The sequence below is a fragment of the Pseudomonadota bacterium genome (assembly GCA_022361155.1).
In the GTDB taxonomy this organism is placed as follows: Bacteria; Myxococcota_A; Polyangia; order Polyangiales; family JAKSBK01; genus JAKSBK01.
This window is the reverse complement of the sequence record JAKSBK010000421.1, coordinates 1-17,676: the sequence shown is the minus strand read 5'-3', so window position 1 is coordinate 17,676 and position 17,676 is coordinate 1. Positions and strand designations below refer to the sequence as shown.

General features: G+C 65.2%; 13 protein-coding genes and 2 tRNA genes. 4 read left to right on the top strand and 11 right to left on the bottom strand.

Translation table 11 applies throughout. From position 1 onward, the window contains the following. Positions 1–74: 74 nt before the first annotated feature. The 3 genes from MJD61_16235 to MJD61_16225 form a co-directional block, all read right to left on the bottom strand. Complete coding sequence (locus MJD61_16235; protein MCG8556811.1) at positions 75–797, bottom strand: MXAN_2562 family outer membrane beta-barrel protein; 723 nt, start codon at positions 795–797, stop codon at positions 75–77. Further along, entirely contained in the window at positions 794–1,999 is a 1,206-nt protein-coding gene (locus MJD61_16230) for a hypothetical protein (protein MCG8556810.1), read from the bottom strand. The genes MJD61_16235 and MJD61_16230 overlap by 4 nt, the downstream gene beginning before the upstream one ends. 130 nt (positions 2,000–2,129) lie before the next feature. Next, positions 2,130–3,140: an aspartate-semialdehyde dehydrogenase gene (locus MJD61_16225; protein ID MCG8556809.1), complete on the bottom strand. Its 1,011-nt coding sequence runs from the start codon at positions 3,138–3,140 to the stop codon at positions 2,130–2,132. A gap of 210 nt (positions 3,141–3,350) precedes the next feature. Here MJD61_16225 and MJD61_16220 point away from each other — a divergent pair. From MJD61_16220 to MJD61_16205, 4 genes are all read left to right on the top strand, one after another. Next, a tRNA-Gln gene (locus MJD61_16220) sits at positions 3,351–3,421 on the top strand. 33 nt (positions 3,422–3,454) lie between these two features. Next, positions 3,455–3,530 (top strand) — tRNA-Glu (locus MJD61_16215). Between the two features lie 80 nt (positions 3,531–3,610). Then, the gene (locus MJD61_16210) at positions 3,611–5,254 is read left to right on the top strand and encodes a pyridoxal-phosphate dependent enzyme (protein ID MCG8556808.1); all 1,644 of its coding nucleotides are present in this window, start codon (positions 3,611–3,613) and stop codon (positions 5,252–5,254) included. After that, a complete protein-coding gene (locus tag MJD61_16205; protein MCG8556807.1) occupies positions 5,251–6,771 on the top strand; it encodes a GMC family oxidoreductase in 1,521 nt (506 codons plus the stop codon). The genes MJD61_16210 and MJD61_16205 overlap by 4 nt, the downstream gene beginning before the upstream one ends. 203 nt (positions 6,772–6,974) lie before the next feature. On the opposite strand, the gene MJD61_16200 is transcribed toward MJD61_16205, so the two are convergent. From MJD61_16200 to purM, 8 genes are all read right to left on the bottom strand, one after another. Beyond that, complete coding sequence (locus tag MJD61_16200; GenBank protein MCG8556806.1) at positions 6,975–8,552, bottom strand: ATP-binding protein; 1,578 nt, start codon at positions 8,550–8,552, stop codon at positions 6,975–6,977. A 169-nt stretch (positions 8,553–8,721) separates the two neighbouring features. Further along, entirely contained in the window at positions 8,722–9,933 is a 1,212-nt protein-coding gene (locus MJD61_16195) for a type II secretion system F family protein (protein MCG8556805.1), read from the bottom strand. A 334-nt stretch (positions 9,934–10,267) separates the two neighbouring features. Beyond that, positions 10,268–11,905, bottom strand: a complete 1,638-nt coding sequence (locus MJD61_16190; GenBank protein ID MCG8556804.1) for a protein kinase — start codon at positions 11,903–11,905, stop codon at positions 10,268–10,270. Next, a complete protein-coding gene (locus MJD61_16185; protein ID MCG8556803.1) occupies positions 11,905–12,981 on the bottom strand; it encodes a hypothetical protein in 1,077 nt (358 codons plus the stop codon). Before MJD61_16185 ends, MJD61_16190 begins: the two co-directional genes overlap by 1 nt. A 263-nt stretch (positions 12,982–13,244) precedes the next feature. After that, positions 13,245–14,342 carry a type IV pilus twitching motility protein PilT gene (locus MJD61_16180; GenBank protein MCG8556802.1) on the bottom strand — a complete coding sequence of 366 codons (1,098 nt, stop codon included), beginning with the start codon at positions 14,340–14,342 and terminating at the stop codon, positions 13,245–13,247. Positions 14,343–14,412: 70 nt separating this feature from the next. Next, on the bottom strand, positions 14,413–15,945 hold the full coding sequence (locus MJD61_16175) for a hypothetical protein (protein MCG8556801.1): 1,533 nt from the start codon (positions 15,943–15,945) through the stop codon (positions 14,413–14,415). Beyond that, entirely contained in the window at positions 15,942–16,598 is a 657-nt protein-coding gene (gene purN / locus MJD61_16170; protein MCG8556800.1) for a phosphoribosylglycinamide formyltransferase, read from the bottom strand. The genes MJD61_16175 and purN overlap by 4 nt, the downstream gene beginning before the upstream one ends. After that, positions 16,595–17,647: a phosphoribosylformylglycinamidine cyclo-ligase gene (purM, locus tag MJD61_16165; protein ID MCG8556799.1), complete on the bottom strand. Its 1,053-nt coding sequence runs from the start codon at positions 17,645–17,647 to the stop codon at positions 16,595–16,597. Before purM ends, purN begins: the two co-directional genes overlap by 4 nt. Positions 17,648–17,676 lie beyond the last annotated feature (29 nt).

The following is a 17,676-nucleotide window of genomic DNA, read 5'->3' as shown; positions in this document are numbered from 1 at the left end:
GGTTCAGAGTCGACACCGCGCAGGCCCGGGACGAGGACGAAAGCCGCTCTGGCGCCATTCTGGACAGGAACGGGCTAGAAAAGGAACCCGAGCCCGGCAGCCCAGCTCTCGCCCCCGACGGGCAGCGAGTCGCCCTCGGCCGTGCTGCCGTAGAGCTCGAGAAACAGGAACGAGAGGTTGATCCCCCACTCCTCGTCGAGCATGCGGGCGGAGCGCGGCTGAAACACGCCCAGGTCGAACGCCAGCTGCAGCGCCCAACGAAAGCCTGGGCTGACGCCGCTGGCGTCGTCCACGCCCCCGGTAGCTGTGTCCCACAGCACCCACTCGTAGCCGAGCTTGGCCGTGAGCACCAAGGGGACCCCGAAACGTCGCGGCAAGGCATCCAGCCGCGCCACCGCCAGCAACGAAAAGGGCACCAGCCTGAGCGTAGTTTTCTCTTCAAGACGCATGCCTTGGCAGGTCTCCACTTGGCAGGCGCCCGCCTCGTAGCGAGCCCAGCCCAGGCCGAGGCCAACGCTCGCGACCCCGATCTCGGGCAACCTATGGGCGTGGATATCGAGCTCGGTCGCGAGCATCGGGCCCGAATCGCTGAACACCTCCTCGAAGACCACGTTGTCGGTGGGCTTGAAGGGCCCGAGCCTGAACTCGAAGCCAAAGCCTTCGGGCGATTGGAAACCGGGCTTCTGGGTCGGGGTTTGCTCGTCGTATTGCGCAAGCGCCGACGACAGGTCGAGCCCGGCCCAGCAAAGGCAAGACGCCGCCGCCAGAGCGGCCGCCAACCGCGTGCAACGGCTCATGGCCCGCTCCTGCGTGCGCGCGCGCTGCGCCGCAACACCAGCAGCGGGACCAGCAGCAGGGTCAGGCCCCAGGCGCAACCGGACCATGGAAGCCTCCCCGCCTGCGAGCCAGCCCCTGGCGCGCCACCCAGCACGCTACAGCCTTCATCCGGGGTGTGCCCGATCCGGTCCCGGTAGATGTCCCAAAAGCCGTCGGTGGGCACGCCCATGGCGCAGGCGACGTTGGAGAGCGGGCTGTGGTTGCCAGCCCGGTCCACGGCTGATACAGCCACGGCCGCCGTCCCGAACAGCGGCACCACGTTGTCCAGCGTCGAGCTGGTGGCCAAAGGCGAGTTGACTTCCTTGAAGCTCACCTCCGGAGAAAGCGTAAGAGGATCCACGCCTTCGCTGAACAACGTCGATACACAGGCTGTATCGATGTTCACATCGTAGTATATACGATACTTGTTTGTATCATCCACGAGCTGCCACGAGATCGGAATCTGGCTCTGCCCCCTCCCCGCGGTCACGCCCTGGGGAGCGTCAGGAGCGATGGTATCGAAGGTGACCTCGAACTGCGCCGATGCTTCCGCAGGCCCGCCCGTGGTCTTGAGTGCGATGAACCAGTAGATCCGCTTCTCCGACAAGTTGTCGCACGGCAATCCGAGGGCAGGTGCCCCGGGACTGTCCCTACGTGGGGTGGGACCACCCGGGTCTTCGCCGACCCCATCATGCATGCGCCCGGAAAAACCGGCCGCCCCGGCGCCGGCCGCGCCCGCCATGCCTCCGGCTCCGGCTGCGCCGCCGCCGGCGCCGCCCACTGAACCTGCGCCTGGTGCCCCGGCTCCGCCTCCCAAGGGAGACGCACCGTCTTGCACCCGAATCTGGACATCGGGGATCTGCATTTGATTGCCTCGATCCACGGTCTGGATGGGAGTACAGGGCATTTGGTTGACGGTGGGGTTACGCCGGGCCTCCTCGACGCAGTCGATGCCCGACCAGATCTCGATCCTGGGTGCTGTTTGGGGCAGCTCCTGAAGCCAGAAGGTCAGCACGATGTTGTCTCGGCATTCATGCGCGTTGATCGGGTTATTGGACAGGTTGAAGGTGGTGCCGGTCCGATCGCCCACGGCCGTCAACAGGACCGGAAACGTAGCCTGCGCGAGCGCCGGGCCCGCAGCAGGCAAGCACCCGATCACGGCCCCAAGCACGATGCCCCACACGCGCCAACCGGGCCCGTGCGGTTGGGCAATCGCCCTTACCGGTCCGCCTTGATAAGCATTTCGCTTGTTTTGATCCGACGTCCTGGCTGCGCCAGATTGGCGCTCGCGCCCCGGCGGCTGCGACAAGCTGTCAGAGCAGGAGCTGTTCTGCGATTTGGATGGCATTGAGCGCCGCGCCTTTCCGGAGATTGTCGCCGACGATCCACATCTGAAGGCCCCCTGGGTTGCCCAGGTCTTCGCGGATACGGCCCACCAGCACCGGGTCCTTGCCCGCCACGTCGATCGGTTGTGGGTAGACACCCTGGGCAAAGTCGTCCACGACCTCGACTCCTGCTGCGTCTGAAAGCAGTTTCCGTGCCTGTTCCGGAGTGATGGGCCTCTCCGTCTCGACGGCGACGCTTTCGCTGTGGCCCACCTCGACCGGGACGCGCACCGTGGTCGGCGAGACCCGAATCTCGGAGTCATCCAGGATCTTGCGGGTCTCGTGCAGCATCTTGAGCTCTTCTTCTTGGTAGCCCGTGCTGCGGTCGACCTTCCAGTGCATGAGCAGGTTACCCGCCAGCCGGCCCGCAAGGCGCTCGGTCTCGAGCCCTTCACCCGCCGTGAGCCCGCGTTGCTGGTCTCGCAGCGCTTCGAGGGCTTGGCTGCCAGCGCCGCTGATCGCCTGATACGTGGAAACCACCACGCGCCGGATCCGCGCCACGTCGTGCAATGGCTTTAGGACAAGCACCATCTGGATCGTGGAGCAGTTGGGATTGGCCACGATGCCCTTGGGCCGACTCCGGGCTGCTTCGAGGTTGACCTCGGGCACGCACAACGGCACCTCGGGGTCCATGCGCCAGGCAGACGAGTTGTCGACTACCAGGGCACCCTGGCCCGCAGCCACAGGCCCCCACTCGCGTGACACGCTCGAGCCAGCCGAAAACAAGGCGAGCTCGACACCAGCAAAGACCGCCGGCTCGAGCGGCGCGACCGCAAGCTCGCGGCCCGCCCACGAGAGCCTGCGGCCGGCACTGCGCGCGGAGCCAAACACCACGATCTCGCTGACTGGGAAGGAGCGCTCGGCAAGAATGCCGAGCATGTGCTGCCCCACAGCGCCCGTGGCCCCAACCACGGCGACCCGATAGCCGTCCTTTGGCATCCAGAATCCGTCCTCAGCGGCCCGCGCCAGCGCGGGTCCAGCAGCAATTACGCCGGGCCAGCGGACTCGTCAACGCAGCATGCGCCTCACCGGCAACGCCATCCCGGATCCGAGATCCAAGCCGCGACGGCGCCATGTTGGATAGGAACGAGGCTTGCTTGACACCCAAAGACAGGAGGCGCTAGAAACATGCGCCCCTGTTGGTGCTTTTCGGGGATCGTCTAACGGCAGGACACCAGATTCTGGTTCTGGTTATCTAGGTTCGAATCCTAGTCCCCGAGCTATGGGTCCTGCCAGACCCGAATTGAAATCCCGGCCCCATCGTCTAGCGGTTCAGGACATCGGCCTCTCACGCCGGTAACACGGGTTCGAATCCCGTTGGGGTCACCAAGAATCCATCATGATCCCCGGGCAGGCGGTACTAGGTTTGCTGCGGGCACACGGACGCGATCGGGAGTAGGCTCGAACGCGTGCTGCTCGGGGACCGCATCGACACGCTGGGCTGGATCAGGGAGCCCACTCCGGTCGAGCGACTAACAGCGCTCGAGGACGAGCTTGGGCTCGATTACCTTGGGGTCAAACGGGACGACCTCTGCGGCGCGCTCGTAGGCGGGACGAAGGCCAGAAAGCTCGACGTGCTGCTGGCTGAACCGGCTTTCAGGAACGCACCTGACTGGCACGCTCTCGGAGCCATTGGTTCGGGGCAGCTGGTCGCCCTGTGTGCGGCCGCGCAGCAGCTAGGCAGACATCTGTGGGCCCAGTGTTTTTGGGAACCGCCAGGCCAACAGGTGCTCGAAAACCTCGCATTCGTGGCGTCGGGCCCCACCAGCTTACGTTTCCATTCCTCGCGCACGGCGCTGGCCATCAAGGACCCGCTCTTGCTTCTCGGCAAGGCGCGCAACGGCGCTCCTGTGATTGCACCGGGCGCGTCGGCCGAAGCAGGCATCGCCGGGATCGCTGCCGCGGGGCTGGAGCTGAGCGAGCAGATCCGCAGCGGAGAGCTGCCTGAGCCCGAGCGCGTGTACGTGCCCATGGGCAGCGGCGGGATCGCGGCCGGCTTGTCCGTGGGCTTTGCGCTCGCTGGCCTGCGAACGACGATTCACGCGATCGCCGTGGTGGAGCGGACGCTGAGCCCAGACTGGAGGCTGCATCAGCTGCAGCGCCGCGTGATCCGCTGGCTGCGGGGGCGGCACGTGCCGGGTGCCGGGCGCTGCGAGCCCGTGCCGGTCCGCATCGATCGCAGCCAGCTCGGCAGCGCCTACGGCGTGGCCACAGCAGCCTCGAGCCGCGTCTGCGAGACGTTCCAGGCGTACGGGCTTGCCCTCGAGCCCATCTACTCGGGCAAGGCCATGGCGGCTCTCTTGGCCGATGCGCGACGCATGCGCATCCCCAGCAGAGAACGGCGCTCCCGGATCCTGTTTTGGGTCACGCCGCATCGTCCGGGGCTCCCAAGAACCGATGACTGGCAGCAGCGCTTGCCCTCGGCGTTGGCGTCTCGCCTGCAAGCCACCGAAACCGGATCCGAACCCGGATCTCGCCCGGGGCGTCGAATCTGGATCGCGGGGGCCGGTCTGGGCGCGGGTGGCGCGCTGATCTGGTCACGGCTGTCGGGCTATCCACCGCGGCCAAACTGGCAAGGTCGTGTGTTGTCCGCCACCGAAGCACAGATCCTGGATGCGATCGCCGAGGCGTTACTTCCGCCAGCACCTCGAGGCGACCGGCTCTACGCCGTGGCCGACAAAGTCGATGCGCTGCTGTCACGCATGCCTTCTTGGCTGCATCGTGAAGTCCACAGACTGCTGGCGCTGCTCGAGCACGGGACTGTGCTGGGACTCGAGGTCTCCCGTCTTACCGAGCTCGAGCCCGAGCAACGCGAACGCTTCCTGGCCGGGCTTGCAACCCGCGAGGGCGTGTTGCGCCACGCCTACAAGGCGGTCCGGGCGCTGTGTTTCTTCGCCCACTACCAGCAGCCCCAAACATGGGCATCGCTGGAGTATCCCGGGCCGCTGGCAGGGGTGAACAACGGCGCGGCTGTCCCGAAGCGAGCGCGCTGGCCCGCGTACGAGCGCCTCGTCGCACCCCGTGGAGCACTGCCCCGGGCGGCTCGAAGGTGATCTTCGACGCTTCACAACTCCCGAAGCCGCTGGCGCTCGAGGCCGACCTTTGCGTGGTTGGCTCCGGTGCGGGCGGCGCCATGGTGGCCAAGACCGCTGCCGAGGCTGGCATGCGGGTGATCGTGCTCGAAGCGGGTCCCTTTCTCTCACCCGCAGACATGACCCAACGCGAAGAAGAGATGTTCCCCAGGTTGCTATGGGAAGCGGGCAATCGCATGACTGCCGATCGTGGGATCAGGGTGCTGCAGGGACGCGCGGTTGGCGGTTCCACAGTGCACAACCTCAATCTATGCAAGCGCATCCCGAGGACGTTACTGCAGCGTTGGACAGCCGCGGGTCGTCTCGGCAGCCTCGACAGCGGGACCTGGGATGCGCTCTACACGGACGTGGAGCGGATGCTGGGTGTTTCGGGTATTCCACCGGCACTCCGGAACCGCAACAACCGGCTGCTCGAGCAGGGCTGCAAGGCGCTAGGGTATCGGGGCGGACCGGTGCAACACAACCGCAGCGGCTGCATCGGGAGCGGATTCTGCGAGCTCGGCTGCGCCTACGACGCGAAGAACAACGCCGCCAAGGTCTTGATCCCCGCTGCCGTCGCCGCGGGCGCGGAGGTCGTGACCCAATGCCAGGCCGTGCGTGTTGTGCTGCGAGGCAATGCCGCTGTCGGCGTTGAAGCCGTGTCGCTTGACCCCGAGCGCCAGTGGCCGCTGGGTCGGGTCGAAGTGGAGGCACCCCGGGTGTGTTTGTCGGGGTCGGCAACGGCCACCGCTGCGATCCTGCTGCGTTCGCGGTGTCCCGACCCGGGCGACGAGGTGGGTAAGCGACTGCGCCTGCACCCGGCTGTGGTGGTGGCAGGCGAGTTCGAGGCGCCCGTCCGCGCCTGGCAGGGCATCCCACAGGCCTACGAGTGCACGGAGTTCCTCGACTTCGACCCCGGAAGCGAGCGCCGCATTTGGATCGTCCCGGCAGTCGCGCATCCGGCCGGCGTGGCGTCGATGCTCCCCGGCCATGGCGCGCTGCATCGGGAATTCATGACACGCTATGCTCACCTTGGCGCGCTCACCGCCGTGCTGCACGACGACAGCCACGGGCGAGTATCCCCCGACGGAGACCTGAATCAGCGTATCGACTACTGGCCCTCCCGCGCCGATCGGCGCCAGCTTGCCATGGGGTTGAGCGCGTGCGCGCGCTTGTTGTTCGCGGCGGGCGCCCGAAAGGTCTTGGTTCCAACCACGCCGCCCCGCGTCCTGACCGATCCCGGTCACGCACAGGTGCTGGCGCGGCTCGAGTTGACGCCCGGCTACGTCGATCTTGCAGCAGCGCATCCCATGGGAACGGTGCCCATGGGCGACGACCCATCCCAGGCCGCGGTCGGCAGCCACGGCCAGCACCACCATGTCGAGGGCCTATGGGTCGCGGACGGCTCGCTGTTTCCCGGATCGATCGGCGTACCACCGCAGCTGTCCATCTACGCATTGGGCCTACGTGTCGGACGGGCCATCGCGCAGGGGAGCTAGGGTACTAGTGCCTGGCAAGCGGTACTAGCCCGCATGGTCACCAGCCTCCGACCCGATCGGCCGATCTGCCCGCGCAAGCAGCCGCGTCCTCGTCTCAGCGTCCTCAACATGGTGCCGACTATGCCTCCGGCGCTTCGACTGCGGATCGGCTGTTATCACGGGCACCTCGACCGATCGGGGTCGAAGTTGGTGACCGATGCGGGCTAGGCGGCGCTCTGCATCTTCGCGGGCAGCGTCACACGAAAGGTCGCTCCCTGCCGGTCCGCACCGAGCACGTCGATGCGACCGTCGTGAGCGTCGACTATTTGTTTTGCCAGGGCCAGGCCTACCCCGATTCCGTGCGTGCGCTCCGAGTAGAACATGTCGAAGATGCGATCGGTGTTGGCAGGATCTACACCGTCGCCCTGATCGCTGACCTCGAAGACCAAACGCTCGTCGCCCTCGTGGTGCAGCTTGACCTCCACCACGCCTTCGTGAGGCGACGCCTGGATCGCATTCTTGATCAGGTTCCAAAGCACCTGGCGCAACTGAGCTGGATCCACGATCGCCTCGCAGTTGCGGGTGGTGTCCGTTCTATCGATCCGGATGCGCTTGTGGTTTGTTATCCCCCGGCGCGCCATGTCGACGACGTCGTCGATGAGCTCGCTCAGATTCTGGGTGACGCGTTGAGGTTGCGCCGGGCGGCCGAGCTGCAGCATGTTCGTGACGAGGTCGTTCAGGCGTTCGGTCTCGCTCAGGACAATGCCGAGGAGCCGGCTATCCTCGGCCGAGATCAGGGGCGACTCCCGGACGAGCTGCACGGAACCCGAGATCGACCCGAGCGGATTGCGGATCTCGTGGGCTAGGCCAACCGACAGCCTTCCCAACGTAGCCAACCGTTCGGCGCGTTCCGCGGCCCGGCGCAGCCTCGTGATTTCGGTCAGATCCTCCAGGACGATCAAACTGCCCGAGCTGCGTCCATCCGCTCCGCGCAGCGGGCTTACAGAGTAGCCTACGGGGAACCTGTCGCCTGTTGCTTTTCTTCCGCGCCCTTCCGCCCGTGCGATCTTCCAGGTCCCCTCGGGGTGCGGGGTCGCCTCGAGCTCGATCAGCTCGGGCAGCCGGCACGCCAGCAGCTCGCCCTCGCCGATGCCGAAGATCGCCGCGGCGGCCGCGTTGGCGCTGCGGATTCGCCCGTCGGCGTCCAGAGTCAGCAGCCCGGACGTCATGGAACGAATGATGTCCTCGTTCAGCTGGGCCAAGCTACGCGCGCTCGCGGCTGCGATGCGGAGCTTGCCCCCTGCTCGACTCAGGCGGGATGCCAGGTTGCTGGCAAGCAGCGTGAGCAGACCCAGGCCGAGCACGTTGAGCAGCAGCGCATAGACCAGCGCGTCGAAGCTCGGGCGGTAGTTGTCTGTCGCTTGATCAGGAGGCCCGGGCACAACTCCCACTGCCAGCAACGTGGACAGCACGACGTAGAGCGTGAGCGCCGCGATGCCTGTCCACCGGGCCGCTTTGGGACCCGTGACGATCGCGGCCATGAGCACCGTGATTCCAAACAAGACGGTACTGCCGCTCGTCGCGCCGCCGGTTACGAACACCAGACAGCTCGTAAGCAGTAGATCCCAGCTCAGCTGAACCGTAACGAGCCAGGAGCCTGGGGTTTGCGCCCTGAGCCACAGCGCGAAAAGGAGCGACACGCTGTAGGTCGCTGCGATGGACAGCAACAGGAAGCGCGGCGTAAACGATGAGAACCAGGTGGCCTCGCTGCCCTTGACCAAGACGGTGGCACCCAAGAGCATCGTTGCCACGGCCAAACGTGCTCCAGTCAGCCATAGGAGTCTCCGCTTGAGCTCCGAGGCTTGCCATTCACCTGCCAGGGTGGAGCTCTCCCTGCCCGCCAAGTCGGCACCATGTAGCTGTGACTCGCCGAGTCGCATTAGGCGCTATGGCGGCGACGTTTACGGGGCATTAATGGGTCTTGATCTTGCCGGCGATATCGAAGATCGGCATATACATCGCGATCAGCATGAAACCGACCATGCCGCCGATTCCCACCATCATGATGGGCTCGATGAGCGACGTCATGCCCGCGACGGCGACATCCACTTCCTCCTCATAGAAATCGGCGATCTTGTTGAGCATTTGATCCAGCGCACCGGTCTGCTCGCCCACACCGATCATCTGGACCACCATCGATGGAAACACCTTGGAAGCGGCCAGGGGCTCCACCATGGTGTGGCCTGCGCGGATGCCCTCACCGGTCTTGACGATCGCTTCCTCGACAATGACGTTGCCGGCGCTCTTGGCCACGATGTTGAGGGCGTCCAGGATCGGTACGCCTGACCCTAGCAGAGTCCCAAGCGTACGGGTGAAACGTGCCACCGCGATCTTGCGCATCACAGGGCCGAGAACCGGCGCCGTGAGCACAGCCTTGTGATAGAAGCGCTTGCCTTTGGGCAGGCGATAGGTGTAGCTGAAGAGTCCGGACACCGTCGCAATTCCGAGGACGATCCAATGAGCGCTGCCCAAGAATCCTTGGGACAGACCGATCACGAAGCGCGTCAAGCCCGGGAGCGAATCGTGTCCTCCGAAGTCACGAAACATCGACTCGAAGGACGGAATGACGTAGCTCAGCAGGATAACGAGCACAGCCACGGCGATGAGCATGACCGACGTCGGGTAGACCAGCGCGCTGCGCACCTGGCGTTTCAGCTTGACGCGCTTCTCGATATACACCGCCAAGCGGTTGAGAATCGTGTCCAGGATCCCGCCCATCTCGCCGGCCTGGACCAGGTTCACAAAAAGCTCGTCGAATACCTTCGGATGCCGTCTCAACGCATCCGAAAAGGTCGCTCCCTGCTCGACGTAGTTCTTGACGTCACGCAGGATTGCGTTGAAAGTCTTGTTTTCTCCCTGTGCGGACAGGATTTCCAGGCACTGCACCAGGGGCAAGCCGGCGTCGATCATCGTGGCGAACTGCCGCACGAAGATGACCAGCTCCTTGTCCGCGACGGGTGACCCGATCGAGATGTTGATCGAGCGGCCCTTCTTCTTCACCTTGGTAGGGCTCAGGTGCTGCTGCTTCAGCTTGGTGTGAACCGACTCGGCGTCCTGGGCATCCATGATGCCTTTGCGCATTTCGCCGGTTCTCCCACGAGCCTCCCAGACCCACTCTGCCATGTCACCTCCGTTCCAGCTGGGCTACCGCACTTTAACAATATTAGCGGATCGTACCGTAGGGATCCAAAGCAACCTGGGTTGCGGGCGACCACACACGGGGTGAGTTGTGGACATTCACGAGGGGACACCACACCGGCGTCGCAGTGCGTCAATGCCGCTGCGTCTCCCCTCCCTAGCCTCGAGCTCAGCACTTTTGGTGAAGCGAAATCCCAGCGAAAACTGGCGGTTCAAGGCGCGACCAAGACCAATGGTGGCAGACCTAGCACCATCTTGACGCGGCGCTGTTGCGCCGCACGCTCGCGTCGCGAGGACTTGACCGGAACCCGGCTCCGGGTCAGCGCCGATACGGATTCTCGTTGAGAGGAAAGAGATCGTCGACAGGTCTTTTCTTGGAGGCCGGCCTCTTGGACTCGCGTGTCTTCTGGGGGGCCGGAGCCTCCTCCTGGCGCCTGCCGCGGGCCGCGCGGCGCCGGCCCCGCCCGCTTCGCTGGGGTGTTGCCGCGGCGGGGCGGGCACGCTGCTTTTTGGCCTCTGCCCGGGTGGGCGCCTGCTTCGTTCGCTTCGGTGCGCGAGCGCGCTTGGGGGGCGGCTTCGACTCGGGCAACGCCGGCGGCGACACGAGCTCTTCCGGCGGAGCGACGGGGGGTTCGGCCGCTTGCGGTTGCGTGGGCACCGGCGCTGGCGATTCCGGACTCGGCTGCGCGACCTGCGGCGAAACCGGACGCGGCTCGCCCGCAGGGGGCAGGGGCCTGCGGCCCCGTATGGCCAGAAACAGCGCAACGGCGGCCACGATCAGCAGCGCGCCCGTGATGAGCCAGAACGCCGTGCGGGGCCGCTGAGGCACCTCGGCCGGCGGATGTGCGGAGGGGTGGCTGCCGGAAGCGCTGAGCTCGCTTCCCTGCAGCGGTTCATGCTGTAGCTGCGAAAACGCGCCGTTATCGCTTTCGGTCTCACGGATGCTCGCAATGGCGCCTTTGATGAGCTCGTGCTCGTGATCGAGCTTGTCGGACGCGTAGGCGCGGACGATCTTCCCCACAGCACGTAGCGAGCCGATCCCTCCCAACTCGGGGGCCGCCTGTTCCAGAGCGTCCGCGAATTCCTCTGCGGTCTGAAACCGCTCCTCCGGCGCCCGTGCAAGGGCCTTCGCCAGCACCGGGTCCATCGGGCTCAATGCCTCATCGATCCCGGAGGGTGCGGGAATCGGTTCAATGCAGATCTTGTTCAGGGTCGCGGCGTGGTTGTCGGCTCGAAACAGCCGCCGGTTGGTGAGCGTCTCCCACAGGATGATGCCCATCGAGAAAAGGTCCGAGCGCTGGTCGGCAAAGCCCGAGGACGCATGCTCCGGAGCCATGTATGCGAGCTTGCCCTTGAGCTGCCCTTCGCGTGTCGTGCCGAGCCGAGCCTCCGCCTTTGCGACGCCGAAGTCAGTCAGGCGCGAGATTCCGTCCGTGCCCACCATGATGTTGTGCGGCGAGATATCCCGGTGGACCAGGTTGAGTGCTTTGCCGTCCTCGTCCGTGAGGCTGTGCGCTGCGCCGAGGCCGCCCAAGGCATCGATCAGGATTCGTAGCGCGACCGGTCGGGGCGCGCGATTGCCGGCTCGGAAGGCTTGTTGCAGCAGGGCACCCAGATGGTCGCCCTCGATGTAGTCCATTACAAGATAGAAGCCCGCGTCCGGGGTGTCGTTGATGTCCAGCGTGGCGACGACGTTCGGATGATGGATCCGCGCCGCCAGGCGGGCCTCATCCTTGAACATGTCGATGAACTCCTTCTCGTAGGCCAGGTGCGGGTGCAGGACCTTGATAGCGAAGAGCCTGGAAAATCCCGCAACACCGAGGGCTCGGCCGACGTAGACCGCCGCCATGCCTCCCGAGGCGAGCTTCGTGAGCACCTGGTAGCGTCCCAGCCTCCGGCCCGCGAGATTCCTGGCGAAGGGATCTTCGTCGGTCGATGTTGGCGGTCTTGCCTCCATCAGAAACGTGCCTTGAGCAAGCCGGCTCCACCACCGGGAACCAGCAGCGCACCGAACCGAATGGATGCCTCGTCGCTGTCCCGCCCTCCGGACCAGTCCGTAAGGAACAGCGCGAGAATCAGGGACCCGGCGCTGAGCGCTGCCGAGGCTCCCAGCAGGATACTGGTGCGAACCTCCGTGCCCCTCCCTTCGTTGAGGCGTTGGGTGGCGTCGATGCAGTCAGGGTGTGCGGGGTCATAGGCGGCCTGCTGGCACTTGCTCGCTTGCACCTCGTAGGCATCTACCCCGGCAAGGCTGTCGAGCCTCGACCATACCGTCAAGCCCGCGACCACGGCCGTGAGCCCGATGGCGGTAAAGGTCAAGGACGGAGGCAAGCCGCCGCCGTTGCGGCCGTCATCTGCGCGTTCGTCGCCCTCGCCGCGCAGGAGAGTATCGGTCCTGGACACAGATTGGCGCGGCAGCTCGCGCAGCGCTTCCCCGGACACTCGCGGCGCCTCGAACTGGAGCGTGATGGACTTGCCGGCGGCGCCGGAAACCTCCTCGGATACCTCACCGCTCTCGAAATCGGCCACGACGGTATGGGCTTGGTCCGGTTCCAAGAAGAACGAAGGGTATTGCTGCGGGGCTCCGTTCACAGCGATCGAGCAGTCCTGGCAGCGGACATCCACGCGCAGGTACTTTGTGCGAGCTTCCTGCAGCACCTGGATCCCGTACTTGGCGGCAGCCTCGTCCGAGGAGTAGTCGGCCAAGAGCCGCAACGACAGGGTGGCGGCCCGCAGCTTGCTACCGGCACGGTCGTTTGCGCGTATCGCCTGCAGCAGCGCCGGCGCGGCTGGCGCGATGCGGTGCGCGGTTTCGAACCACTGAGCGGCGCGTTCGTAGTCGGTCGCCAAGTACGCTGCTGTTCCCCGATCATAGGCCTCCGCGGCCGCACTGCGTTGCTGGACGGATGGCTCCGCCGCTTGCGCTAGCACGGCCTGCGCAGGACAAATGAACACCCATACAGCCACCGCGGCCGAACAGCCCCAAATGGCCTTCGTTGCCACGAACATGGCCGTGACTACGTAGCGTACCATAATGGTGGCGTAAAGCGCGGCATGGGCGGAATCTCCCCTCGCTATCCGGATCGGCTCTCGCGGACGAATGTGGTGAAAGGTAACCAGTTTACCACCACCGTTCCGCTCCTCCAAAGTTGTGTGTACCGTGCACGCAACTTGGGCTAGCGGCTAGTACCACGGATTACGAGTTCACTAGAGTCCTATGGACCCTGCGAAGACGAAAGCCGCGAGCGCGCCGCCCTGCACGGCCGCAGCCGATCGAGTTATTCTTGGACGAGCCCTTAGGACGCGGCAAGTCGAGCCGTGCGCTGTATCATCGCCTGCAGCTCGGCGGGCTCGTCTGAGCGAAAAACTGCCTCCTCGGCGCTCAGCTGACGCTTTCGGTAAAGAGCGAACAGCGCCTGGTTCATCGTCTGCATGCCTGTCTCGTGCTGGCCGGTCTGCATGACGGAGTAGACTTGGTGCAGCTTGTCCTCACGGATCAGGTTTCGGATGGCGGAGTTCGGAATCATGATTTCCAAGGCGAGATTGCGTCCCGGCCCCTCGCTCCTGGGCAGGAGCATCTGCGTGACCACTCCCTGCAGCACGAAGGATAGCTGCAGGCGGATCTGGTCGCGCTGGTTGCCAGGGAAGACGTCCACGATGCGCGTGACGGTCTGTGTCGCGCTGTTCGTATGAAGGGTGGCGAAGACGAGGTGCCCGGTTTCCGAGATCGTCAGCGCCGCTTCGATCGTTTCCTGGTCGCGAAGCTCGCCTACCAACACGACGTCGGGATCCTGCCTGAGAACGTGCTTGAGGGCGTCACCAAAACTGTGCGTATCCGAACCTACCTCACGCTGGTTGATCACGCACAGTTTGTTGCGGTGCACGAATTCGATTGGATCCTCGACCGTTATGATGTGCTTGCGAGCTTCAGCATTGATCTTGTCGATGACTGCCGCGAGCGTGGTTGACTTGCCAGAACCGGTGGCCCCTGTAATCAGCACAAGGCCGCTGGAAAGGTTGGCGAAACTGGCGATTACCTTCGGCAGGCCGAGTTCGTCAAAGGACAGGATGCGAAACGGTATCCGCCGAAAGACGCCGCTGACCGCGCCCCGCTGGACAAACAGGTTGGCCCGGAAACGCGAAAGACCCTTGACGCCGAAGGAGAAATCGACCTCGTTTCGCTTCTCAAACGAGACCTTCTGGTCCTCGGTTAGGACCGAGTAGCACAGCTCCTTGGTCTGCTGGGGTGTCAGCGGGGCGGTCTTGAGCGGAAGCAGCGAACCGTCGATCCGGAGCTGCGGTGGGGTGTGGGCGCTGATATGCAGGTCCGAGCCACCCTTGTCGACGAGAGCCCGTAGAAGCTGGTGCAACGACAAACCGCTGCCACCTTGCATCCCGCTAGCATACGCCTGCCTCAGCGTCTTTGCCAAGCACCCGTTGCAGGGGGTTTGATAAAGGTCGGGCTCAGGCCTCCGCCTTGGCCCACATGGAGCGGCGCACCCAGCGCGGCTTCTTGTCGGCACGCGTCACCACGCGGGCAGCGGACCACGCCGCCAACATGGTACCTTCCAGCCCGAGGCCCGGCACCACCTGTTCGTTGCACAAGAGCAGGCGTTTGATGGGAGCACGTACGGGGACGGCACACAGCCCCAGCGCGCGGGCAGCAGGGTAGCCATACACGATGGGCATGGAACGGCGGCCACGGGTCCACGGTTGCGGGCATGCAAGGTCACGACCGGTCACACAGTCGGTGGGCGGCCGGCCGTCGTGGGGAGAGTCCATCGCTAGCAGGTGCATCCGAAGAAACGGAACCAAATCGCTGAGGGACTCGATCAGCCGCTCTCGAAAGCGCTGCAGGTAGCCGTCGTCCTCGACGTGGCGCCGGGGCAGCAGCGCCTCGACGCACAGCAGGCGCCCGGCGTTTCCCAGGGAGGGCCCGTGCTGCACATGCAGCAGATTGTCCCCCGAAAGCAGCGCGCTCGAGTCGCGGACAAAGAAGACATCGCGGCTCAATCCAAGCGGCACTCCGTGCGGCCGAACGATGAGATTGAGCATGAAGCGAGCGTAGCGTGGCTGGGGCTCTCCCACACGCTCGAAAAGCTGCTCCCACAGCTGACGTTCGGGCATCAGAGGGAGCAGTCTGACGAGGTCGATCCCCGCAATCACATAGGAGCAACCGATCTGCGTACCGGACGCGGCGACCCGCACCCCGGTCACCGCGCCTCGGCTAAAGCTCACGCCGTCGATTTGTTCACCGGGTCGCACCACTCCGCCGGCCGTACGTATGCGATCGACCAACAGGTCCCAGAGGCCCGGCAGCCCCGAGCGCAGCCCCAGCGAACCCCGGTACCAGTTCGCGTACAGGCGCATCAGGCGCAGTGGCGTTTGCGTGTCCGGATCCATGCCGTCGGCGAAGCGTGCAGGTGCGCGCGCGACCAGGCGAAATGGATGCCGCTCCGGCAGCTCCGCCAGAGGGTCTTGTCCTCGTCCGTGCTTGTCGAACGCCAGCGCACGGCTCGCCTTGGCGAAGTCGCGGCGTTCGAAAAACGTCTCGGGTGGCCACATCAGATCGCGCTGGCAGAGCTCGCCGAACACTTCGGACAGTCGCGCAAGGTTGCTGTGGAAGTCCTCGATGGGCCGCCTGACCTCCGGAAACTCGCGCTCGCTTTCGCTCTCGATCCTGCCTTGATCATGGGAGACCTCGAACCGATGGCCCGGAAGAGCCACCTGGAAGCTCGCATCGGTACCGGCGCTCAGGCTCGCGACTCGCTGTTTCATTGCCAACTCAGCGAGCACTCGCTGCACGGCTGGCGTCCCCCTTCCGAGCAAGGTAAAGGGGCGCGTCGGCAATCGAAAGCTGCCCGCCTGGTAGCTCGGGGCAGGCGTACCTTGACCTATTACCAGGACCCGAAAACCGCGTCTTGCCAGAAGAGCGGCGCAGGCCAGCGGTCCGATCTCGGTACCCAGTATGACGACGTCGTAGTAGTCGGCAGTCACGGATCCATCGGTGGCCAGAGCAATTGATCGTCGGCGCCGGGTAGGATCGCCCTTTGAGACGGGCTCGACTCAGCGCTATCCCGGCGCCCGGCGGCGAACCACTGGATCACGCGTGGCAGGAGTCGGTGCTCGACACGTTGGATGCGGGCGTGCAGCTCGGCCGGGGTCTCGCCTTGGACTACAGGAACTGCCGCCTGCGCCAGTATGGGGCCGCTGTCTACGCCGTGGTCGACCAGATGCACGGTACAACCACTCAGCTGTACGCCCGCATCGATCGCCTGCCTGGCCGCGTCCACGCCCGGGAACGAGGGAAGCAAGGACGGGTGGATGTTGATTACCCTCTTCGGAAAGCGCGACAACAAGTTCGAGCCCACCAGCCGCATGAAGCCCGCGAGTACGACGAGCTCGGGGCGGGTCTGGGTTACCGTGTCGGCGAGGGCGCGGTCCCAAAGCGGGCGCTCTGGGTAGTCGCGCAAGCGCACGACGTGCGTGGGAATACCGCGCTCGCGCGCCAGCTCGAGTCCGAGAGCCTTGCGCTTGTCGGATACGACCGCCCCGACTCGCGCATCGCACCGGCCCCGATCGATGGCCTCGAGAATAGCATTCAGGTTGCTGCCCTTGCCTGAGATCAAGACGGTGAGGGAAAGGCTCATCGGTCGGTCACGATGAGGGCGGCCGGTTTCGCTGCCGAGCACGGCAGTCGCTCTACTTGCCCGAGCTCATAGGCCCGTTCGCCGCTGTCCTCGGCTGCGGCCACGAGCTCGCCGACCCGCTCCGGCGCCACGACGGCCACGAATCCTATGCCCATGTTGAACGTCCGGAACATTTCGTCTTCAGAGACCTGTCCGGCTTCGGCGATGAGCTGGAAGACAGCCGGTAGAGGCCAGCGCGCGGAATGGAGCTTGACTTGAAGGCCCTGCGGCAGCACGCGGGGGAGATTGCCCGGCAAACCGCCGCCGGTGACGTGGGCAAACACGCGCACGCCACCGGTATGCACCAGTCGCTCGCAAGCGCGCGCGTAGATCCGCGTGGGTCGTAGCAGTGTGTCCACGAGCGGTTCGCCCAGCGCTTCGATGCGATCGTCGAGCTTGTGCCCGGCCACTTCCAGGAGCGCCTTGCGGGCGAGGGAATAGCCGTTGGAATGCAGCCCGCTGCTCGCGAGCCCTAGGACCACGTCCCCCTCGCGGACCCGGTCCGCTTGGAGCAGGTGCTCGCGCTCGAGCACACCAACTGCGAATCCTGCCAGATCGTAGTCACCGTTTGCGTACATGCCAGGCATCTCGGCGGTCTCGCCTCCCACCAGCGCGCAGCCAGCCTGCGCGCACCCCAAAGCCACGCCCTCGATCACTTGCGCAGCTCGATCGACATCCAGCTTGCCCGTGGCCAAGTAGTCCAGGAAAAACAACGGGCGCGCTCCGGTCGTGAGCACGTCGTTGACGCACATGGCGACGAGGTCCACACCGATCGTGTCGTGTCGGTTAGCCATGTGTGCCACCAAGAGCTTGGTGCCAACGCCGTCGCTCCCCGACACGAGTACAGGTTGCTTCAGGCCTGACGGCAGGGTGCACAGCGCCGCAAACCCACCAACGCGTCCGATCGAATGCGGCGTGCGAGTGCGTTCAGCCGCGGCCGCTACGCGGCCGATGAAACGGTCGGAGGCTTCTGTGTCTACACCCGAGTCGCGGTATGTGAGCCTCGCCACCGGCGTGGCATATCGGCTGACCTTTAGCG